The following is a 21,600-nucleotide window of genomic DNA, read 5'->3' on the forward strand; positions in this document are numbered from 1 at the left end:
ACCGGGCCCCGTGACGGGGTCAGGGTAGCCCCTCGGGGATACTGGACCCCATGGCTTACGACGATCTTCGCTCCCTGCTCCGCGCACTGGAGCGCGAGGGCGATCTCAAGCGCATCAAGGCCGAAGTCGACCCCTGTCTGGAGGTCGGGGAGATCGTCGACCGGGTCAACAAGGCCGGCGGCCCCGCCCTGCTCTTCGAGAACGTGAAGGGCTCCGCGATGCCCCTCGCGATGAACGTCTTCGGCACCGACCGCCGCCTGCTGAAGGCGCTCGGGCTGAAGTCGTACGGCGAGATCAGCGAGAAGATCGGCGGCCTGCTCAAGCCCGAACTGCCCCAGGGCTTCGTGGGCGTGCGGGAGGCGTTCGGGAAGCTCGGCGCGATGGCCCACGTGCCGCCGAAGAAGGTGAAACCGGACAGCGCGCCCGTGCAGGAGGTGGTCCTCCAGGGCGACGACGTCGATCTGGACCTGCTGCCCGCGCTGTTCACCTGGCCCAAGGACGGCGGCTCCTTCTTCAACCTGGGGCTCACCCACACCAAGCACCCCGAGACCGGCGTGCGCAACCTCGGCCTGTACCGCCTCCAGCGCCACGACAAGCGCACCATCGGCATGCACTGGCAGATCCACAAGGACAGCCGCAACCACTACCAGGTGGCAGCCAAGCGCGGCGAACGCCTGCCGGTCGCCATCGCCTTCGGCTGCCCGCCCGCCGTGACGTACGCCTCCACCGCGCCGCTCCCCGGTGACATCGACGAGTACCTGTTCGCCGGGTTCGTCGCGGGCAAGCGGATCGAGATGGTCGACTGCAAGACGGTGCCGTTGCAGGTACCGGCGAACGCCGAGGTCGTGATCGAGGGCTGGCTGGAGCCCGGCGAGATGCTCCCCGAGGGCCCCTTCGGCGACCACACCGGCTTCTACACCCCGCAGGAGCCCTTCCCCGCGCTGAAGATCGACTGCGTGACGATGCGCAAGCGCCCGCTGCTCCAGTCGATCGTCGTCGGCCGCCCGCCGACGGAGGACGGACCCCTGGGCCGCGCGACGGAACGCTTCTTCCTGCCGTTGTTGAAGATCATCGTCCCGGACATCGTGGACTACCACCTCCCCGAGGCGGGCGGCTTCCACAACTGCGCGATCATCTCGATCGACAAGAAGTACCCCAAGCACGCGCAGAAGGTCATGCACGCGATCTGGGGCGCCCACATGATGTCCCTGACCAAGCTGATCGTGGTCGTCGACTCCGACTGCGACGTCCACGACCTGCACGAGGTCGCCTGGCGCGCCCTCGGCAACACGGACTACGCCCGCGACCTCTCGATCGTCGAGGGCCCGGTGGACCACCTCGACCACGCCTCCTACCAGCAGTTCTGGGGCGGCAAGGCCGGCATCGACGCCACGAAGAAGTGGATCGAGGAGGGCTACACGCGGGACGGGGGCTGGCCCGACATGGTCGAGTCGGACCCGGCCACGGCGGCGCTCGTCGACCGCCGCTGGAAGGAGTACGGCCTGTGACCAGCGCGTCGGCGGCCCTCCCGCAACAACCGGGCCGCACCAAGGCCTTCCTCCGCCTGGTGATGATCGAACACTCGATCTTCGCGCTGCCGTTCGCGTACATCGCCGCGCTCACCGCCATGTTCCAGCTGGACGGCAACATCCACTGGGTGCGGCTGCTCCTGGTCACCGTCTGCATGGTGGGCCTGCGCACCTTCGCGATGGCGGTCAACCGGATCATCGACCGCGAGATCGACGCGCGGAACCCGCGTACGGCCCACCGCGAGCTGGTGACCGGCGCGATGTCGGTCAGGCACGCGTGGACCGGCGCGCTCGTCGCGGTCGTGATCTTCCTCGGCTCGGCGGCGCTGCTGAACCCGCTCTGCCTGGCCCTCGCCCCCGTCGCCGTGATCCCGATGGTGGTCTACCCCTACGGCAAACGCTTCACGAACTACCCCCAGGCCATCCTCGGCCTCGCCCAGGCCATGGGCCCGGTCGGCGGCTGGCTCGCCATCACCGGGGAGTGGTCCTGGGAGGCGGTGGTCCTCGGCCTGGCCGTCGGCATCTGGATCGGCGGCTTCGACCTCATCTACGCCTGCCAGGACGTCGACTCCGACCGGGAGTCCGGCGTGCTGTCGGTCCCGGCGCGCTTCGGCATCCCGGCGGCGGTCTGGGCGGCACGGGTCTGCCATGTGCTGACGACCGCGCTGTTCGCCTGGTACGCGGTGGTCACCGACGCGGGCGCGTTCCTGTGGCTGGGGCTTGCGATCGTCGCGGGCGCGTTCGTCTACGAGCACACGATCGTGCGTCCGCACGACCTGTCCCGTCTGAACCGCGCGTTCTTCTCTGTCAACGGCTTCATCGGCATCGCCCTGTTCGTGTGCGCGCTGCTGGATCTGGTGGTGCGGGGGTTGACGTTCTAGGAGCGCGTCAGGGGGTGGGCCGGTGGGTGCGTTCTCGGCTGCCGGCCCGGTGGGGCTTCTCGCGCAGTTCCCCGCGCCCCTGAAAAGCAGGGGCTGCGCCCCGTGCTTTTCACCCCGCAGCCCCGTCGCCTTTCAGGCCCGCAGCCCCGTCGCCTTTCAGGCCCGCAGCCCCGTCGCCTTTCAGGCCCGCAGCCCCGTCGCCTTTCAGGCCCGCGGGGCCGTGGTCTTTCAGGCCCGTAGGGGCCTGGTCTTTCAGGGGCGCGGGGAACTGCGCGAGAAGCCCCACGCACCCGCACCCGCACCCGCAAAAGAACCCGCGGCCCCGAGTTGTCAGGCGACCGAGGAACCAGGGCCCGGGCCCTGGTTGCGGCGGCGGAAGACGAACGCCGCCACCACGCCCGTCACCAGGCCGATCAGATGTCCCTGCCAGCTGATGCCGGTCTCGGTGGGGGCGATGCCGCCGAGGATCGCGCCGCCCCACACGGCCGCGACCAGGACACCCACCGCGACCCCCAGCAGCCGGCGCTCGACGAAGCCGGTGACGACGAGGAACCCGAAGAGCCCGAAGACGACGCCGGAGGCACCGGCGGTGTTGGTGTGGTCGGGGGATATCAGCCAGACCCCCAGCCCGTCCGCGACGATGATCAGCGCGCACACGGCGGCGAAGCGGCGCAGCCCGCCGAGCGCCGCGAGGAACCCCAGCACCAGCAACGGCACGCTGTTCGCCGCGACATGGGCGAAGCCGAAGTGGATGAACGAGGCGGGCACCACGTCGACCAGCTCGGGCACCGAACGCGGAACGATCCCGAAGTCGTCCAGGGCGTGGCCGGTCGCCACGTCCACGACCTCCAGGATCCACAGCAGCGCCACCCAGCCCACCATCAGCTTGGCCGCCGCCTTCGCGCGGTCCCCGCGCGACCACTCCCGCTCGGGGCGCAGCGCTCCCCGCACTCCACCTGCCATGTCGAACCCCCGTCCCGACCTCACACAGACCTCACGCCGACCTCACGCGTCCTTCGTGGAAACGGCCGGGCCCCCTTGACCGGTTCCCGCCGCGCGCCGCCGGATAGGCTCGGTGTCGTGAACCCAGTCAAGCCAGGGAAGACGCCGCGTACGCCTTGGATCGTAGGGGTGTCCGGCGCATCCGGCACCCCATACGCCGCCGCTGTGCTGCGCGCGCTCCTCGCCGCGGGCGAGAGCGTCGACCTCGTGGTGTCCCGGGCCTCGCGGCTGACCCTGCTCGACGAGACGGGAATCTCCTTCCGCGACGCCCACTGGCGCGACGACCTGCGGGAATGGCTGTCCCGCGGCGCGGACGGCAAGCCCGGCACGTTCGCCGTGGACCTCGACGGCGAGGGCGGCGACCGGGTACGGCACTGGACGCCCGGCGACCTGGCCGCCGGACCGTCGTCCGGCTCGTACCCCGTCAAGGGGATGCTGATCGTCCCCGCGTCGACGGCGTGCGTCGCGGGCGTGGCCCTCGGGCTCTCCAAGGATCTGCTGCAACGGGCGGCGAGCGTGACCCTCAAGGAGGGGCGGCGGCTCGTCGTCGCCGTACGCGAGACCCCGTTGAACGGGCAGACCCTGCGGCACCTGGTGACCCTGGACGAGGCGGGCGCGACCGTGCTGCCCGCGTCCCCGGCGTTCTACGCGGGGGCCACGCACATCCAGGACCTGGTGGACTTCGTCGCCGGACGGGCGCTGGACGCGGCGGGCGTCCCGCACACCCTGTACCGGCGCTGGGAGGGCGAGGTGGGCGGGGCGCGCGCCTCCGGTGCGACCGACTGAGCCGCACACGCCCACCCCGGCCGGCACCACGCCCCTCCCCGGCCCGCGTCACGAACCCGTCTCTCGTACCACTGAACAACCAAGCAGCACCCACGACTCAACTCTTCAGCGGAAGGCAACCGATCGCATGGACGCGGTGGACAGGCAGCTCATCCAGGCCCTGAGGGAGAACGGCCGGGCCTCCTACGCGGAGCTGGGACGCCTCGTCGGACTGTCGGGACCCAGTGTCACCGACCGCATCAACCGGCTGGAGGCGGCCGGTGTCATCACCGGCTATCGCGCCACCGTCAACGCGGCCTCCCTCGGCCTCGGCGTGACCGCGCTCATCGGTATCTCGCTCTCCGACGCCGCCGACCACGAGGACGTGGCGAACCGGCTGCGGGAGTTGGCCGAGATCGAGGACTGCTGGTTCATCGCGGGCGACGACTCGTACATGCTCAAGGTGCGCGCCCCGGACGTCGACGGCCTGGAGAAGACCATCCGCCGGCTCTCCGGCACCAAGGGCGTCTCCCGGACCCGTACGACGATCATCCTCTCCACGAAGTGGGAGAACCGGGTGGGTGAGCTGCCGGAGGAGGAGCAGTAGCAGTAGAGGAGGGGACGTAGGGTTGACGACGTCTTCGCAGCAGGCAAGCAAGCGGGCAAGCAGGCAGATCGGTCGGTGAGAGGTGTGGGCATGGACGTCGGGCTCAAGCGCGAGCTGGAGGAGAAGGTTCGCTCCGGTGAGCGGCTGACCCGCGAGGACGGCATCGCGCTGTACGCGTCGGACGACCTGGCCTGGCTGGGTGGTCTGGCGCACGAGGTGCGGACGCGGAAGAACGGCGACGTCGTCCACTTCAACGTCAACCGCCACCTCAACATGACCAACGTGTGCACCGCCTCCTGCGCGTACTGCTCCTTCCAGCGCAAGCCGGGGGAGAAGGACGCGTACACGATGCGCATCGAGGAGGCGGTGAAGCTCGCCAAGGCGATGGAGGGTGAGAACCTCACCGAGCTGCACATCGTCAACGGCCTCCACCCGAACCTCCCGTGGCGCTACTACCCGCGCTCGCTGAAGGAGTTGAAGGCCGCCCTGCCGAACGTCTCGCTGAAGGCGTTCACGGCCACGGAGATCCACCACTTCGAGACGATCAGCGGGCTGTCGGCGTCGGAGATCCTGGACGAGCTGATCGACGCGGGCCTCGAATCCCTCACGGGCGGCGGCGCGGAGATCTTCGACTGGGAGGTCCGCCGGCACATCGTGGACCACCGCACCCACTGGGAGGACTGGTCGCGGATCCACCGCCTGGCGCACGAGAAGGGCCTCAAGACCCCGTGCACCATGCTCTACGGCCACATCGAGGAGCCGCGCCACAGGGTCGACCACGTCCTCCGTCTCCGTGAACTCCAGGACGAGACGAACGGCTTCCAGGTCTTCATTCCCCTGCGCTACCAGCACGACTTCGTGGACGTGCAGGACGGCAAGGTCCGCAACCGCCTCCAGGCCCGCACCCAGATGGCCACGGGGGCCGAGGCCCTGAAGACCTTCGCGGTCTCCCGCCTCCTCTTCGACAACGTCCCCCACGTCAAGGTCTTCTGGGTGATGCACGGCGTCCAGACCGCGCAACTGGCCCTCCAGCACGGCGCCGACGACATGGACGGCTCGGTCGTCGAGTACAAGATCACCCACGACGCGGACAACTACGGCACGCCGAACAAGCTGACCCGCGAGGACCTGCTGGACCTCATCCGTGACGCGGGCTTCCGCCCCGTAGAACGCAACACGAGGTACGAGATCATCCGCGAGTACGAGGGCCCGGACCCGGCCCGTCGCGAGTCCCCGCAGCCGATGCGAGTCTGAAGCGGGCCGGTTGTTCGTCTGCGGGTGCGTGGGGCTTCTCGCGCAGTTCCCCGCGCCCCTTAAGGGCCTACGGCCCTTTCGGGCCGAAAAGCACGGGGCGCAGCCCCTGCTTTTCAGGGGCGCGGGGAACTGCGCGACCAGCCCCCACCGCACGGACGCCTGGGGGTCAAAGGGGCGCAGCCCCTGGGGATGGGACGGGTAGGGGCGGCGGGGGCGAATCCCTCTTGAGACGAGCCACACGTAATGACTACGGTCACCCCATGCCCCTTACGTTCCACCTGGACCCACCCCTCACCCCCACCCTCCACGACGCCATCCTCACCCTCTGGGCGGACGTCTCCAACGCCGACGGAGCGGTGGGCTTCGTCCCCCCGGTCACCCGAGAAACCATCCGCCCGGAACTCCTCAAACACCTCACCGCCATGGCGGAAGGCCGACACCGCCTCCTCCTCGGCCTCGACGACACCGGCACCCCCGCCGCCACCGCCTTCTTCGCCTTCAACACCCACCGCCTGATGACCCACTGGGTCTGGCTCTACACGGTGATGGTCCACCCCTCCCACCAGGGCAAGGGCTACGGCCGCGCCCTCATGCAGGCGGCCGAGACCGCGGCCCGCGACTTCGACGACATAGACGCCATCCGCCTCACCTGCCGAGGCGGCCGCGGCCTCGAACACTTCTACGCCTCCTGCGGCTACAAGGAGGTCGGCCGCGTCCCCGGCGCGATACGTGTCGCCCCCGGCGACCACCGCGACGACATCACGATGCTCCTGCCTCTGAGCTGAGGCCCCGCCCCCCGTGCAAGATCGCCCCCCGACCGTGCTTCACTGGACGATGCCCTGCGAACAACGGTGGCACTGTTCGGAACGGATACGGAAGAGTGGATTGAGATGCTCCGCTACACACTGATGCGCCTCGGTATCTTCGTGGGCTGCTTCGTGGTCGTCTGGGCCCTCGTCTACTCCGGCGTCGCCCCGCGCGGCCTCGGCGCGTCCAACGGCATGTGGGTGGTCGTGCTCGCGCTGCTGGTCTCCGCGCCGGTCAGCTTCGTCGCCCTCCGCAAGGAGCGCGACCGGGCCTCCGCCCAGATCGCCCCCCGCCTCGACCGCTCCATCGGCCGCGTCAAGTCCAACCTCGCGGCCAACCGCAGCCAGGAGGACGAGGCCGACGACGCGGCCCGGACCCCGAGCCCGCGGGCGACCGACGAGGCCACCGGGACCGACGAAGCGACCGCCGGGTCCGACGACGCCGCCAAGGCCACCGAGGCCGACGCGGCGGCCCCGCAGCCGGCGTCCGGCAAGGCTTCGTAGGGCCGTACGCGGACCGTCGGCAGCCGCGCTCGCCGACCCGCTCGACAAGATCACCCGCCCGACGCGCAGGTCCGTCCCCGCCGTCGGAACCGTACGCTTGCCCGCATGGGTGCTGTGAAGAGCAAACGGATGCCTCGTGCGGTACGGGAACAGCACATGCTGGACGCGGCGGTGCGGACGTTCGGGCAGCGTGGGTACCGGGCGGCGTCGATGGACGAGATCGCCGAACTGGCGGGTGTCTCCAAGCCGTTGGTGTACCTGTACCTGAACTCCAAGGAAGACCTCTTCACGGCCTGCATCCGCCGTGAGGCCAAGGCCCTCACCACAGCCGTCCGTGCGGGTGTGAACCCCGAACTGCCCGCCGACCGCCAACTCTGGGAAGGGCTGGGGGCGTTCTTCACGCACACCGCGCGCAACCCGGACGCCTGGGCCGTGCTGCATCTCCAGGCCCGGACGCACGGGGAGCCGTTCGCCGCGGAAGTGGCGGCGATGCGGGAGGAGATGGTCGCGTTCGTGACCGGGCTGATCCTGGTCGCCGCGCGGGAGGCCCGCCGTGACCCGTCCCTGCCCGAGCGGGAGGTCGCCGGTCTCGCCGAGGGCCTCGTCGGCGCCGCCGAGGCGCTCGCCGCCTGGGCCAACGCGACCCCCGGCATCACGGCCCGCCAGGCCGCCACGACCCTGATGAACTTCGCGTGGGCCGGCCTGGGCGACCTGATGGAGGGGCGTCCTTGGACACCGCCGGCTGCGACGTGAGGGGGGCGTTCGTCGCCGGGTGCGGGCCCGGTGGGGGCTGGTCGCGCAGTTCCCCGCGCCCCTGAAAGGCATCCGGCCCTTCGGGCCGAAAAAGCAGGGGCGCAGCCCCGCTTTTTCAGGGGCGCGGGGAACTGCGCGAGAAGCCCCACCCACCCGCACCCGACCCCACCCTCAGGCGACGAGCGGATACACCTGCCCCCGCACATGAACCCGCCCTCCACCCGACCCGCCGGACGTGTCTGACGAGCCCGCCCCGGAGCCCTCGGTCACCCCCGACACCTCGCTGCCGCGCAACTCGAACCCACCCCACGCCCGCCCGTCCGCCAGGTACGTCACCGCCCCCGGCAACGGCACCGGCGCCCGGAACTCCGCGCGGACGAGGGTCGCCGGAGGCGCGCCGTGCTCGGCGAGGCAGCGGGCCACGGTCCACATGCCGTGCGCGATGGCCCGGGGGAAACCGAACAGCCGGGCGCCGAGCGGATGCAGATGGATCGGGTTCCGGTCGCCGGACACGGCCCCGTACCGCCGCCCGACATCCCCGCCCAACCGCCACTGGACGACCACGGGCACCCCTTCCGGCCCACCCCCGACCGCCGCACCCCCACCGCTCCACCCCTCCCGGAGAGCACGCCCCTCCCCGTCACCCGGAGCCGCCGCACCCCGCCGCTCCCGCACGGGCGCGTGCCGGGCCAGGTACGTGCTGCGGGACTCCCACGCGATCCCGGCCCCGGCCCCGCCCTCGGCCTCCTCCCCGTCCCGTACCTCCGTGACGACCGTCGCCTCGGTGCCGCGCCGATGAGGCGTCAACTCGGCGACGTACACGGTGATCTCGTACTCCCCGGTGGCGGGCAGCCGTCGGCGTCGGGTGATCTCGATCGAGGTGTGCACCAGCCCGAGGACCGGCAACGGGAAGTCCCGGCCGGACATGATCCGCATGGCCGACGGAAACCCGAGGACGTGCGGATACGTCAGCGGAACGGCGTCCTCGCCGGTGGGGAACCCGCAGACCCGCTCGTACGCGGCGAGCCGCGCGAGGTCGATGCGCACACCGGGCAGCACGAGCCGGGGCAGCCGGGAGGGGGAGACGAACCCGGAGGCGGCAGCGCGGGGGAGCCTGCGGCTCCTGCCCGGGGAGAGGAGGGCGCCCCTGGCCAGAAGCGGACCGAGGGAGGGCGGTCGGGTGAGGGTGACGGTGGGCATCGGACGGTCTCCCCTTCCTCGCGCGGACTCCGCTCCCCGCGCCGGACTCCGCTTCTTACTCCAAAGTCAGGTTACCCGAGGTAATGGCTGGTAAGCCCTTCCGTGGAGGCCGGTAAATGAACGACCCTCAGGTAACTTGGCACGCCCTTGACCTGCGGAGGAGTCGTGACCGAGCGGTCTGCGACACTGCACATGCCCGGCCCGGTTCCATCTCCGGACCATCGCCACACTCACACGAACCTCACACACCAACCCCGTACGATCCGGACACACCGAACGCCCAGGAGCCGCCCGTGTCCAACCTCGAAAGCACCGAACCCGCCCTGGTGGAACCCGAGTTGAAGCGGCTGGACGGCACCGTGCGGGAGGCGTACGTCCCCGCGCTCGCCGCGCCCGTGACCTACGGCTCGCTCGCGGACATCCCGTTCGACAACGCGGCCCACGCCCCCGACGCGGTCGTCCTCAGCCGCAAGCACGGCGGCACGGACGGGGAGCACGACGGCCGGTGGCGGGACGTCACGGCCGCCGATTTCGCCGCCGAGGTGCTCGCCCTGGCGAAGGGCCTGATCGCCGAGGGTCTCGTGCCGGGCGACCGCATCGCGATCATGGCGCGGACGACGTACGAGTGGACCCTCCTGGACTTCGCGGCCTGGGCGGCGGGCCTGGTCACCGTCCCCGTCTACCCCACCTCCTCCGTCTTCCAGACCCGCTGGATCCTCCAGGACGCGGGCGCGGTGGCCCTCGCCGTCGAGACGGCGGGCCAGGCCGCCGCCCTCGGCCCCGAGCTGGACCGCATCCCCGACCTGCGCCACATGTGGGTCTTCGAGAAGAGCCACCTGGACCGGCTCGCCGAGCGGGGCCGCGACGTCTCGGACCAGGAAGTGGCCGTACGGCGTGGGGTGCTGGGCCCCGACACCCTCGCGACCCTGATCTACACCTCGGGCACGACCGGCCGCCCCAAGGGCTGCGCCCTCACCCACGGCAACTTCTGCGCGGAGGTCGACAACGCGATCGACCTCCTCTACCCCATCTTCCGCGCGAAGACGGACGAGGAGGCCTCCACCCTCCTCTTCCTCCCGCTCGCCCACGTGTTCGGCCGCATGGTCGCGATCGGCTGTATGCGGGCGAGGGTCCGGCTGGGCCACTCGCCGAGCTTCCGCACGGAGGACCTCCTCGCCGACCTCAAGTCCTTCCGCCCGACGTTCCTCCTGGTCATCCCCTATGTGCTGGAGAAGGTCTTCAACACGGCCCGCGCCTCCGCCGAACGCATGGGCCGCGCCGCCTCCTACGACCGTGCCTCCGCCGTCGCCCGCCGCTACGGCGAGGCCCTGGAGGCCGAACAGCACGGCACCGGCCCCGGCCCCTCGGCCTTCCTGAAGACGGCCCGCTCCTTCTACGACCCCCTGGTCTACCGCCGTATCCGCAAGGCGCTGGGCGGCCGGGTCCGTTACGTCATCTGCGGCGGCAGCCCCCTCGGCCGCCGGCTGGCCGCCTTCTACGCGGGCGCGGGCATCGACGTCTTCGAGGGCTACGGCATGACGGAGACGACCGCCGCCGTCACCGTGACCCCACCCGACCGGCCCCGGCTGGGCACGGTCGGCCGACCGCTCCCCGGCACCCGGGTCCGGATAGCCGCCGACGGTGAGATCCTCCTGCACGGCGGCCAGATCTTCCGCGGCTACTGGGACCCCCAGGCCGGCGGTGTCGTCCCCGCAGGACCCGACGGCTGGTTCGCGACCGGAGACATCGGCCAGCTCGACGACGAGGGCTACCTCACGATCACCGGCCGCAAGAAGGAGATCCTCGTCACCGACAGCGGCAAGAACGTGGCGCCGGCGCCGCTGGAGAACTGGCTGCGCTCCCACCCCCTGATCGCCCACGCCATGGTCATCGGCGACCGCCGCCCGTACGTCACCGCGCTGCTGACCCTGGACCCCGAGGGCATCACCCACTGGGCCCAGATGAACGCCAAGCAGGAACACCCCCTCGACCACCTGGCCGAGGACCCGGATCTGCGCGCCGTCCTGCAACGCGCGGTGGACGAGGCCAACCGCCTGGTCTCGCGCCCCGAGTCCATCCGCCGGTTCACCATCGTCCCCGGCGGCTTCACGGAGGAGGCGGGGCACCTGACCCCGTCGATGAAACTGCGCCGGGAGGCCGTGGAGAGGTCCTTCGCGACGGAGATCGAGGGCCTGTACGAGAAGTAGCCCTGCCCGAAGCAGCCCTACCCGTCCTGCTTCCCCGCGGCCGGATCACCCTCCCCCAGCTCGATCCACCAGTGCCCGTCGTCCTTGACCAGCAGCAACTCCTGCTGCTGGTCGGTCCTGTCATAGGTGAGCCGGACGGGGTTGAAGTAGTCGACACCGCCCTCCAGCACGGTGACGTCGACGTGTCCGCGGGCCCCCTCGCCGAACTCCCGCACCTGCTCGTAGGCGGCGCCCCGGGTCCCCTCGTACGCGGGCCCCGCCAGCTCCATCAGCCCTTCCACGTCACCGGCCTTGAGCCGCTGGACGTAGACCCGCACGAGCGTGTCGACGTCCTCGGCGGTCTCCCGCACATCGGGATACCGGGACTTCTCGGCCCGGACGCTCACATCGACCGAAGGGGAGCCGGCGAGCGCGTACGGCGCACGGAACCAGCCCCACCACACGGCGCCCACGGTCCCCAGCACCAGAGCCAACCCGCCGCACCACAGCACGGCACCACGCTTCCCCATCGCCCCCACCTCGCCCCCACGGCCCGGCCCCTCACCGGCCGGCGCACCCCCCAAGACCCGCCCCAGCGGCATCCGGTTGCACCCACCGACGAGAAAACCCAGCTCAACGGCCCGCGACCCCGGCTCAGGCGCACAACCGGGACCACTACCGTACGGACGTATGACCCGAAGACACGTCGTACTTCTGCTGTCCTCCCGCTGGGGCAGGCTCTACACCGCCTGCACCTTCCTGGCCGTCGTGCTGGGAGGCTGGTCCGTCGTCCGCACCCTCACCGCGCCGGGCCCGGACGACGACACCGCCGACCACCTCTTCTCCGCCGGGCTCGCCCTGATCGTCATCGGCTTTCTCTTCCTCGGCCTCCACGAGCGGCACCTGCGGGTGAGCCGTGGCGAGGCGGAACCCCTCGATGTACGGAGGGCGGCGGCGGACCTCCGCTCCCTGGCCACCTCGGCCAACGGGAAGGTCGCCCTGGCCTTCGCCGGCCTCGGGGTGGCCGCGTGGGCGTACGTGTGGGTGTGCGTGCGGTGGCTGGGCTGGGACGTGCCGGGGGTGCCGGACGGTGACGACGGAGGGCTCGTCGTGCGGGCCGGGACGCTCAGCTGTGCGATCGCCGGGATCTTCGTGGCGACGCACTTCAAGGAACGCCGCTGATCCGGCATTTTTTTGGCGTGACGCCGCTCGGGCGATCCGTGTCGAAAAGGCCATCGAGGAAAAGGCCGGACGGAACCGTAGGGAGAGGGTCCTCAGGAGTTCCACATTCCGTGCGTTGATTATCTGTCTCGCCTTCTTCTCCTCTCCCCTCCGTCACTGGTGGAACTCGGGCCTCGGCAAGAAATGGCGAGCAAGTCGAATTTCCGTCAAGAAATGCCACGGGCACTTTCAGGCCTTTGCTTGCGAGGGCGTAAACGAAATCGTTTCTGCATATCTACGATTTCGAACCATGACCGACGCACCGCAAGGGAAAGGAACCGGAGATGGCTGATCTCAACGTCCTGATCGCGTTCGACGCGGCCACGATCGTCGAACGGAACCCCAACGCGTCGAGGAATCCCGACGCCCCGACGTACGCCGACGAGAGCCTCATCTACATGACGACGCGGCACGACCACATCATCGGTACGTCGGGGGCCGAACTGAATCTCCGCGCGGAGCCCGGGGACACCGTCCGGTGGCGGGAGACGACGCTGTCGCTCGGCAGCGACTACAAGGCGTTGCTCTACAAGTACGTGAGCAGCGACCCCGGCCACCAGCTCATCCGCACACCGGAGATCGAGGTGATCGACGGCGTCTATCCGCTGCCGAAGGAGGGCTCCGAGGGCAGGCCGGAATTCGTGACACAGGCCTACCAGGACCATTACTGGCGGACGACCGTCAAAAGGGCCGGCAAGGTCGTCTACCACTTCTCCTTCCAGATCCTGGACCGCCACCGCCAGCTGAAGGGCTACTTCCAGTGGGACCCCTTCATCACCATCGAGAACCCCTGAGGGTCGTCGACCGGCGGGGCGTAGGGAGGTCGGTCCGTCCGGCCGGGGCTGCGGCTACGGCTCCAGCAGGACGTCCGTCACGCTCACGCCCGAGGAGGCGCCGAAGGTCTCGGTCGTCACCCCGAGACCGGTGGCGGTGACCTGGAGGGCGATGTGGTCGCCGCCCACGCGCAGGTCGAGCCGCACCCGGGGCGCTCCCAGGTGGTCCGGGACGCGGTGGATCCGTGCCGCCGGGTAGTTCAGGCTCGTCAGCTTCGTCAGGAGCGCCGCGTGGTCGGCGACAGCCGTGCCGGAGAAGGCCCTGCTCAACCGACGTGCGTGCCGGTCGGCGACGCACTGTTCGGTGGGGTCGAGCCGCACCGGATCGTAGGGGTCCACCGGCACCGGGTCGACGGGGTCGTCGCCGGGCGGGGTCGCCGCCCCGTCGTCGTCACTGACGTCCGGCTGACAGAGCTGCCAGAGGATGTCGTTCAACTCGAAGAACCGTGCCTCCGCGGCGTCGTCGCTCACCGAGGTGACGGCGCTCGCGGAGGCCGGAGCGGCGGCCAGGGCGCTCGGCGAGCCGATACCGGTCAGGAGGGCGCCGCCGAGGACGGCCACCAGCAGGGACTTCCGAAGAAGGTGTGGTCTCATGCCTGAACCATGCCGGGCACCGCCGGGTGCCCACATGAGTATCGGTACTCAATCCACCAGGTCGGCCGCCGTGAGCAACCTCGTCAGGTCCGTTCGGGAACGGACGTGCAGCTTGCGGTAGATACGGGTGAGATGGGCCTCGACCGTCTTCCGGGAGACGAACAACGACGCGGCGGCCTCCGTGTTGTTCAGGCCCCGGGCGATCGCCCGCGAGACCTGGAACTCCTGGGGGGTCAGCTGGTTCAGGGCGCCGCCCATGCCGCCCGCGCCGCCGACGGCGGACCGGGCGCCGCTCAGGACGCCTCCCGCCGCGGCCAGTTCGCCCGCCGCGCGCCGGGCCCAGGGGACCGCGCCCAGGCGTTCGAAGCAGGCCAGGGCGGAGGCCAGCGGGGCCCGCGCGGCCCCCGGACGGCGGTGGCGGCGCAGCACCTCCGCCTCGCACAGCAGCGTCCGCGCCCAGTCGAAGGGGCCCGTCGTCCGCTGGTGGGCGGTGAGCGCCGCGCCGAAGCACGCCTCCGCCTCCTCCGGCGTCCCCGCGAGCAGCCCCCGGACCCGGGCGGCCGCCGCCTCCGCCGACGCCAGGCCCGTCTCCCGGGCCCGTTCCTCCAGCCAGGACACCACCTCGGCGGCCCGCGTCGCGTTCCCCGCCCGTACGTGCGCCTCCGCCAGGTCCGCCGCGAAGGGGACCACCTCGGGGTTCCCGATGCCCTGCTCGATCGCCAGTGACAACGTTTGCTCCAACTGGTCGACGGCCGCGTCGTGGTCGCCGTGGGCCAGCGCCGACAGCCCGAGCACCGCCGTCATGTGGAACTCCTGGCAGCCGATGCCGTACGCCCCGCATTCCCGCCTGGCCCGCGCCACGTGCTCCTCGCACTCGACCCGTTCGCCGCGCAGGGCTTCCAGCCGGGCGAGGCAGTACAGCGTGTAGCTCACGCACGTCAGCTGGCCCAGTTCCTCCGCCCAGCGCAGCGACTCCGTCAAGTCGCCCCGGGCGGACGCCCATTGACCGATACGGGTCTCCAGCTCGCCCCGCACGGCGAGGGTGAAGCCCAGCACGCCCACCGCGCTGTGCCGCCGGGCCGACTCCACGGCAGTGTTGAGCAGCCGGCGCCCCCGCACGAACTCCTCGGCCCGGCTCCACGCCTGCCCGGCGATCGCGTACACCTGCTGGTCACGGACGGGGTCACCGCCGCCGTGCCGGTCGGCGGCCTCCAGCATCGCGCGGCCCCGCGCCGTACGGCCGGACATGATCAGGGCCCCGCCCAGCATCGAGAGGCTGTACCAGCGTTCGGGGCCGGACTCGGAGGCGAGGGCGAGGGACTCCTCGGCGACACGGACCGCCGCCGGGACATGGCCGTCCAGCCGCGCCGCCGCCGTCGCCTCCGCCAGCAGCAGACACGCCCGGGTGCGGTCGGAGTCGCGGACGGCGTCGGCGGCGTTCATGAGCAGGCCGTACGCCTGGGCCGTCTCGCCCTTCCAGGTGTGCATACGGCCCAACAGGCCCTGGATCGCGGCGCGTACGGCCGGGTCGGGGGTGATCCGCAGGGCCTCCTCGCACCACTGCGGGCCCGCGGGTGAGCCGCTGAGCAGGGCGTCGGAGGCGGCGTGGTGGAGGCGGTCGGCGCGGGGCGCGGGGTCGGGGGTGAGCTCGGCGGCGCGCCGCCAGGCCAGGGCCGACTCGCCGAAGGCACTGCGCCGTCGGGCCTCCCGCGCGGCGTCGGCGAGCGCCGCCGCGGCCTCCTCGTCGGGGCCGGGCGTCGCGGACGCCCGGTACCAGGCGTGCAGCGAGCCGGTGCTCACCTCGGCCAGCGCCTGGAACGCCGCGTACCGGTGCGCGAGGGGGGCGCGGCCGAGCACCAGCGCGCGCAGCACCGGGTGGTGGAAGTCCAGCCCGTCCGCCGTGGCCGTGATCAGACCGTCCTGCTCGGCGGGGGAGAGGGCGTCGAGCGAGAGCCCGGCCGCCTCCAGCGCCTTGCGCAGCGGGCCCGCCGCCGTCGAGCGGCCGGCGGCCAGGACGACCAGGGCCCGGCGGGCGGCGTCCGGCAGACCGTCGATCCGGGCCGCCCAGGCGCGCTCCAGATGGCTGCCCAGGGACGGCGGTTCCAGCAACGGCCGCTCGCCGCGCGCCTGTTCGTCGGTCAGCGCGGCCGCGATCTCGCGCAGGGCGAGCGGATTGCCGCCGCTGACGCGTACGAGGTCGGCGAGCACACTGGGAGTCACACGGCCCTCCAGCAGCGCGGCGCACTCCTCCGGAGTCAGCCCGCCCATCTGCACGGTGGCGATGCTGCGCCGCGGCCCCGACTCGCCGTGGTCCTCCCGGGAGCCGAGGGCGAGGGCGACGCGTTCACTGGAGAGCCGGCGGGCGACGAAGAGAAGGACGCGCTGGGAGGAGGGGTCCACCCAGTGCAGGTCGTCGACGAGGACGACCACCGGGCCCTCGTCGCCGAGCGCCGCGAGCACATTGAGGGCGCCCATGCAGGCGGCATACGGATTGCCCGGCGGGTCCGCCGGGTCGCCGCTCAGGGCCAGACAGGACTCCAGGGCCGAGCGCTGGGCGCCGGGGAGTTCCCTGAAAAGGGACGAATGGGGCATCAGTAGGTCGCCGAGGGTGGCGAAGGGGAGCACGGTCTCGGTCTCGATGCCCCGGGCGCGCAGGACCGTGGCCGACCGCGCGCCGGAGCCGCCGGCCGCCGCGCGCTCCGCCGCGTAGTCAAGCAGGGCGGTCTTCCCGATACCGGGTTCGCCCCACAGCAGCAGTGCCGCCCCACCCGCCCCGCCCGCCACGAGCAGGTCGTCCATCAGCCGGCGTTCCCGCTCCCGACCGACGAGTCCCCGTAACAATGCGCCACCCCCTGGTGCCCGCCTGCGCCCGGCCCCGCCGGTCCATCATCCCCCAGGGGGAGTTGTCGGGGGAGATGTAGGGACTTCCCGGAAGCGCGGGGGGCCGCCCCGGGCCTTGAATGGTTCGCGGAACACAGCACCACAGGGGAATCGGCACCACAGGGGAATCGCACGGGGGATCGCAAGGGCACGGGGGATCGCAAGGAACGGAAGGAACCAAGGGAAACAGGGAAATGAACCAGGTCGCGGAACTAGGGGGACGGCCCATGCCGGCATCCGTGGGACGCGGGGATCTCACCTCGGGATCCGACCGGCTCGACTCGGTCGAGATCAAGGTGACGTTCTCGGGTGCGGGCGCGGCCGCCGCGACTTGGGCGCTGGCGCCGGACACCGGGGGAGCCCGGCGCCGCGTCTACTTCTGTGAGGCCCTCGCCCGCTCCACGGCGCCAGGTCACCTGCCGCTTCTGGATGCGGGGCTGATCCTGCGCCTACGGGCGGGGAGCGGGCGGGGCGGGGCCGCGACGGCGGAATTGCGGCCCTGTCGCCGGTCCCGGCTCTCGGAACGTTGGCTGCGCTTCCGAGAGCAGGGACCGGATTCCTTCCACCTGACGGGCGCCTGGTCGGGCGACCGCCGGGTGCTCTCCGCCGCGCTCGTCTCCGACTGCGGGCGTACGGCCGTGGAGGCCGCCGCCACCGGCACCGAGCCGCTGGACCTCGTCTTCTCCGACCACCAGCGCGCCTTCCTCGCCGACTGCGCCGACATCGACGTCGGCCTCGGCGCGCTCGACGTCCTCGGCCCCGTGGACACGGTCCGCCGGTGCGGGGTGCGCCTCGACCATCACGAAGTGACCGTGGAGCACTGCACGGTGGGTACCGACCGGTCCCTGGAGTGGCTGGAGGTCTCCGAGCGGGTCGCCCCCGAGGGGGCGGAGGTCGTCCAGGCCTCCCTGGCCGCGCTCCTGCGGGGGAAGGGGCTCGAACCGGATCTGGGGCGGGGCGTCCGGCTGCGCCGGGTGCTCGAGTCGCTGGCCGCGGAGAGGGCCGAGCGCGGGCCGGGGGAGTGACTGGGGGAAAGGGGCCGGGGGAGCGGCTCGGGGAGAGGGGCCGGGTCGCTTTCCCCGAATGCGGCGGAAAAGGCAGGAGCCCCTGCGCCGAAAGGCTAGGGGCTCCTTGGGTACTGCTCTCAGACGTCGTCAGAGGGGCATCCCTCGGATCGAACGGTTCAGACGGGGGTGACGTTCTCCGCCTGCGGACCCTTCGGGCCCTGCGTCACGTCGAAGGAGACCTGCTGGTTCTCCTCCAGCGAACGGAAGCCGCTCGCGTTGATGGCGGAGTAGTGGACGAAGACGTCCGGGCCGCCACCCTCCTGGGCGATGAAGCCAAAGCCCTTTTCGGCGTTGAACCACTTCACGGTTCCGGTAGCCATAAGCCCTCCTTGGGCCCAAAGGGTTGCCCTGCTCCAGAACCCTGCAAGTGTGAAAACAAGATGCCGCACAACTGCATACGTCTGAAAACGACGAGAGCCCGCGGTCACATGCTCCGCAGGCTCTGTACTGCAAGGGAAACCAAACTGCAACTTGCGGCGAGCCTAGCACGCAGGCAGGGGAATGCAATAGAGGGCTAGATCACGTCACCCGGATGTTTGAACCGCTCGGGTCTCGGTTTGACTGACCGCCTCTACTTCCCCATCCGTCCCACCGGCGACACGCCGTCGAGGGTGTTGACACAGGGTGTACGTCCGGTTTCGGGAGCGCCTCCCGGCCCCCGGGGCCCGCACCGTACCCCATGAGGGCTAGCCTCGCGATGTGGACAATCCTCGCAACCGGCCGCGCGTCGGCCACATCCAGTTCCTGAACTGCCTGCCCCTGTACTGGGGGCTCGCGAGAACGGGCACGCTCCTCGACTTCGAGCTCACCAAGGACACCCCCGAGAAGCTCAGCGAGCAGCTGGTGCGCGGGGACCTCGACATCGGGCCCATCACCCTCGTCGAGTTCCTGCGCAACGCGGACGACCTGGTCGCCTTCCCCGACATCGCCGTCGGCTGCGACGGCCCGGTGATGTCGTGCGTGATCGTCTCCCAGGTGCCGCTCGAACGCCTGGACGGCGCACGCGTCGCCCTGGGTTCCACCTCGCGCACCTCCGTACGCCTCGCGCAGCTGCTGCTGGCGGAGAGCGTCGGCGTACAGCCGTCGTACTACACCTGCCCGCCCGACCTCTCGCTGATGATGCAGGAGGCGGAGGCGGCCGTGCTCATCGGTGACGCGGCGCTGCGCGCGAACCTGCTGGACGGGCCGAACTTCGGCCTGGAGGTGCACGACCTGGGCGCCATGTGGAAGGAGTGGACGGGGCTGCCGTTCGTCTTCGCGGTGTGGGCGGCGCGGCGGGAGTACCTGGAACGGGAGCCCGAGGTCACCCGCAAGGTGCACGAGGCGTTCCTCGCCTCCCGCGACCTGTCGCTGACCGAGGTGGACAAGGTCGCCGAGCAGGCCGCCCGCTGGGAGGCCTTCGACGAGCGGGTCCTGGAGCGGTACTTCACGACCCTCGACTTCCGCTTCGGCGGGCCCCAGCTGACGGCGGTCGCCGAGTTCGCGCGGCGGGTCGGCCCGACCACCGGATTTCCGGCGGACGTGAAGGTCGACCTGCTTTCCTGATTGCTTTCCCGCGAAATCCCGGTGAACTTCGTGGAATTCCGGTTGACGAATTCGACGTTCTGTGGGATTGACTGCGGGAGGGATCGCCGACGCCCGCATTTCCCCTCGCGCGTGCGGCACTACGCTTCGGGGACGGGGGAGGTGTCGTCCATGCAACCGCTCGATGTCGGCGAACCCACGGCCGTGGGGCCCTACCGGCTGCTCGGCCGGCTCGGGTCGGGCGGCATGGGCCGCGTCTACCTGGGACGCAGCGCGGGCGGCCGTACGGTCGCCGTCAAGGTGGTGCACCCGCACTTCGCCCTCGACGAGGAGTTCCGCGCCCGCTTCCGGAGAGAGGTCGACGCCGCCCGTCGCGTGGGCGGTTCCTGGACCGCGCCCGTCCTGGACGCCGACCCGGAGGCCTCGGTCCCCTGGGTGGCGACGGGGTACGCGGCCGGTCCCTCCCTGGCGGCGGCGGTGGCGGACGGCGGCCCGCTGCCTCCCCACTCCGTGCGGGTCCTCGGCGCGGGCCTGGCGGAAGCGCTGTCGGCGGTGCACGCGCTGGACCTGGTCCACCGGGACGTGAAGCCGTCGAACGTCCTGCTCACGGTCGACGGCCCCCTCCTCATCGACTTCGGCATCGCCCGCGCCACGGACGGCACCGCGTCCCTGACCTCGACGGGCGTCTCGATCGGCTCCCCCGGCTACATGTCCCCCGAACAGATCCTCGGCAAGGGCATCACCGGCGCGGCGGACGTCTTCTCCCTGGGCGCGGTCCTCGCGTACGCGGCGACCGGCCGGTCCCCGTTCCCCGGGGACTCCTCCGCCGCCCTTCTCTACAAGGTCGTCCACGAGGAGCCCCGGCTCGACGGTCTGGAGGGCGAACTGCGCGCCCTGGTGGAGCGGTGCCTGGCCAAGGAACCGGACGCCCGCCCGGCCCCCGACGAGATCGCCCGCACCCTGGCCCCGCAGGGCACGGCCCGTCTGGTGGCGGCGGGCTGGCTGCCGGGTCCCCTGGTGGAACAGGTCGGCCGCAGCGCGGTGCAGTTGCTGAACCTGGAGGCGGCGGAGCAGGTCCCGTCCGGCCCGGTGGGGTTCAGCAGTCCCTCGGTGGGCGTCGAGCCGCCCGTCCCCGCGGCTCCCTCCGGCGAGTCGAGGGCCGAAGTCCCGGCCGCGAGCGGGGTCTTCGGCCCGCCTCCGGTGATGTCGCCGCACACCCCACCGCCGCACTCACCGCCGCAGGGGACACCGCCTCCGGTGACCCATGTGCCGGGGCAGCGGGCCGACTCCGCGTCGGCGGACACCGCCCCACCGCCGGGCAAGCTGTCGCTGAGCGTGGCGGCGGCGTCCACGCCCACCGAGAACGGCCGGGGCCGACGGGTGAGTTGCTCGGTGGCCCTGGCGGTCGCGGGCGCGTTCGCGACGGTCGGCCTGGGTGTCGTGTTCGGACTGGGCATGCTGAACGGCGACGACAAGGGCGGCGAGGCGGCGGGCAAGGCCCCGTCGGCGAGCAGCGCCCCGACCGACGGCGGCCAGGACTCGGAACCGCACGACGGGGCGGGCGACCTGCCCGCGAAGTACCTCGGCACCTGGGAGGGCGACGGCTACGCCCTCGGCGGCAACCTCCCCGCCGGCACCTTCACCGTCACCCTCGAAAAGGGGGCCGTGGGCGACCGGTTGGGCACGTTCCGCTCCGTGGACCTGCTGGGCGGGGCCTGCGACGACACGTTCGTCCTCAAGGAGGTCGCCGAGGACCACATCCTCGTCACCAGCATCGCCGACACGAAGAACAACCCCAAGACCTGCACCGGCAACACCCACGAGGTCACGCTGACCCCCGTCGGCGACGAACTCCAGTACACCTCGAACAACGCGGACGCGGGCGACCCGACGGCCCGCCTGGCGAAGGTGAAGTAAGGGGGCCGGTTGTGCGGGTGCGTTGCCGGGTGCGGGCCCGGTGGGGCTTCTCGCGCAGTTCCCCGCGCCCCTGAAAA

General features: G+C 71.4%; 19 protein-coding genes and 1 pseudogene. 14 read left to right on the top strand and 6 right to left on the bottom strand.

The window, feature by feature from the left end; genetic code table 11:
- Positions 1-50 precede the first annotated feature (50 nt).
- Entirely contained in the window at positions 51-1,508 is a 1,458-nt protein-coding gene (locus tag HW837_RS20320) for a menaquinone biosynthesis decarboxylase (RefSeq protein WP_045559330.1), read from the top strand.
- Complete coding sequence (gene mqnP / locus HW837_RS20325) at positions 1,505-2,410, top strand: menaquinone biosynthesis prenyltransferase MqnP (RefSeq protein WP_193381992.1); 906 nt, start codon at positions 1,505-1,507, stop codon at positions 2,408-2,410. Before HW837_RS20320 ends, mqnP begins: the two co-directional genes overlap by 4 nt.
- A 330-nt stretch (positions 2,411-2,740) precedes the next feature.
- Here the strand turns inward: mqnP and HW837_RS20330 are convergent, their stop codons facing one another.
- Entirely contained in the window at positions 2,741-3,373 is a 633-nt protein-coding gene (locus HW837_RS20330) for a rhomboid family intramembrane serine protease (RefSeq protein WP_045559332.1), read from the bottom strand.
- Between the two features lie 117 nt (positions 3,374-3,490).
- Here HW837_RS20330 and HW837_RS20335 point away from each other — a divergent pair, with 117 nt between their 5' ends.
- From HW837_RS20335 to HW837_RS20360, 6 genes and pseudogenes are all read left to right on the top strand, one after another.
- Entirely contained in the window at positions 3,491-4,198 is a 708-nt protein-coding gene (locus tag HW837_RS20335) for a UbiX family flavin prenyltransferase (RefSeq protein WP_078853630.1), read from the top strand.
- A 127-nt stretch (positions 4,199-4,325) separates the two neighbouring features.
- The gene (locus tag HW837_RS20340) at positions 4,326-4,784 is read left to right on the top strand and encodes an Lrp/AsnC family transcriptional regulator (protein WP_045559334.1); all 459 of its coding nucleotides are present in this window, start codon (positions 4,326-4,328) and stop codon (positions 4,782-4,784) included.
- A 90-nt stretch (positions 4,785-4,874) separates the two neighbouring features.
- Positions 4,875-6,038: an aminofutalosine synthase MqnE gene (mqnE, locus tag HW837_RS20345; RefSeq protein WP_045559335.1), complete on the top strand. Its 1,164-nt coding sequence runs from the start codon at positions 4,875-4,877 to the stop codon at positions 6,036-6,038.
- A gap of 260 nt (positions 6,039-6,298) precedes the next feature.
- A complete protein-coding gene (locus tag HW837_RS20350; protein ID WP_045559336.1) occupies positions 6,299-6,823 on the top strand; it encodes a GNAT family N-acetyltransferase in 525 nt (174 codons plus the stop codon).
- A 105-nt stretch (positions 6,824-6,928) separates the two neighbouring features.
- A pseudogene (locus HW837_RS20355) lies at positions 6,929-7,219 on the top strand (DUF4229 domain-containing protein); the annotation flags it as partial.
- Between the two features lie 234 nt (positions 7,220-7,453).
- Positions 7,454-8,101 (top strand): TetR/AcrR family transcriptional regulator, encoded by a 648-nt coding sequence (locus HW837_RS20360; RefSeq protein WP_045559338.1) that lies wholly within the window; start codon positions 7,454-7,456, stop codon positions 8,099-8,101.
- 171 nt (positions 8,102-8,272) lie between these two features.
- Here HW837_RS20360 and HW837_RS20365 read toward each other — a convergent pair whose 3' ends face one another.
- Entirely contained in the window at positions 8,273-9,301 is a 1,029-nt protein-coding gene (locus HW837_RS20365) for a MaoC/PaaZ C-terminal domain-containing protein (RefSeq protein WP_045559339.1), read from the bottom strand.
- Between the two features lie 293 nt (positions 9,302-9,594).
- Between HW837_RS20365 and HW837_RS20370 the strand changes: the two genes are divergently transcribed.
- A complete protein-coding gene (locus HW837_RS20370; protein WP_045559340.1) occupies positions 9,595-11,508 on the top strand; it encodes an AMP-dependent synthetase/ligase in 1,914 nt (637 codons plus the stop codon).
- Between the two features lie 17 nt (positions 11,509-11,525).
- Here HW837_RS20370 and HW837_RS20375 read toward each other — a convergent pair whose 3' ends face one another.
- A complete protein-coding gene (locus tag HW837_RS20375; protein WP_045559341.1) occupies positions 11,526-12,017 on the bottom strand; it encodes a hypothetical protein in 492 nt (163 codons plus the stop codon).
- Positions 12,018-12,177: 160 nt separating this feature from the next.
- On the opposite strand from HW837_RS20375, the gene HW837_RS20380 reads away from it, so the two are divergent.
- Positions 12,178-12,669 carry a hypothetical protein gene (locus tag HW837_RS20380; protein ID WP_045559342.1) on the top strand — a complete coding sequence of 164 codons (492 nt, stop codon included), beginning with the start codon at positions 12,178-12,180 and terminating at the stop codon, positions 12,667-12,669.
- 323 nt (positions 12,670-12,992) lie between these two features.
- Positions 12,993-13,502 carry an inclusion body family protein gene (locus HW837_RS20385; RefSeq protein ID WP_045559343.1) on the top strand — a complete coding sequence of 170 codons (510 nt, stop codon included), beginning with the start codon at positions 12,993-12,995 and terminating at the stop codon, positions 13,500-13,502.
- A 54-nt stretch (positions 13,503-13,556) separates the two neighbouring features.
- On the opposite strand, the gene HW837_RS20390 is transcribed toward HW837_RS20385, so the two are convergent.
- Positions 13,557-14,135 carry a hypothetical protein gene (locus HW837_RS20390; protein ID WP_193380512.1) on the bottom strand — a complete coding sequence of 193 codons (579 nt, stop codon included), beginning with the start codon at positions 14,133-14,135 and terminating at the stop codon, positions 13,557-13,559.
- 48 nt (positions 14,136-14,183) lie between these two features.
- Entirely contained in the window at positions 14,184-16,934 is a 2,751-nt protein-coding gene (locus tag HW837_RS20395) for a LuxR family transcriptional regulator (protein ID WP_234442629.1), read from the bottom strand.
- 308 nt (positions 16,935-17,242) lie between these two features.
- Here HW837_RS20395 and HW837_RS20400 point away from each other — a divergent pair, with 308 nt between their 5' ends.
- Entirely contained in the window at positions 17,243-18,040 is a 798-nt protein-coding gene (locus tag HW837_RS20400; protein ID WP_045559345.1) for a hypothetical protein, read from the top strand.
- Between the two features lie 158 nt (positions 18,041-18,198).
- Here HW837_RS20400 and HW837_RS20405 read toward each other — a convergent pair whose 3' ends face one another.
- Positions 18,199-18,402, bottom strand: a complete 204-nt coding sequence (locus HW837_RS20405; RefSeq protein ID WP_003992177.1) for a cold-shock protein — start codon at positions 18,400-18,402, stop codon at positions 18,199-18,201.
- A gap of 379 nt (positions 18,403-18,781) precedes the next feature.
- On the opposite strand from HW837_RS20405, the gene HW837_RS20410 reads away from it, so the two are divergent.
- Both HW837_RS20410 and HW837_RS20415 read left to right on the top strand, forming a co-directional pair.
- Complete coding sequence (locus HW837_RS20410) at positions 18,782-19,627, top strand: menaquinone biosynthetic enzyme MqnA/MqnD family protein (protein ID WP_045559346.1); 846 nt, start codon at positions 18,782-18,784, stop codon at positions 19,625-19,627.
- 150 nt (positions 19,628-19,777) lie between these two features.
- The gene (locus HW837_RS20415) at positions 19,778-21,523 is read left to right on the top strand and encodes a serine/threonine-protein kinase (protein WP_045559347.1); all 1,746 of its coding nucleotides are present in this window, start codon (positions 19,778-19,780) and stop codon (positions 21,521-21,523) included.
- Positions 21,524-21,600 lie beyond the last annotated feature (77 nt).

The organism is Streptomyces caniscabiei, from assembly GCF_014930365.1.
Lineage (GTDB): Bacteria > Actinomycetota > Actinomycetes > Streptomycetales > Streptomycetaceae > Streptomyces > Streptomyces caniscabiei.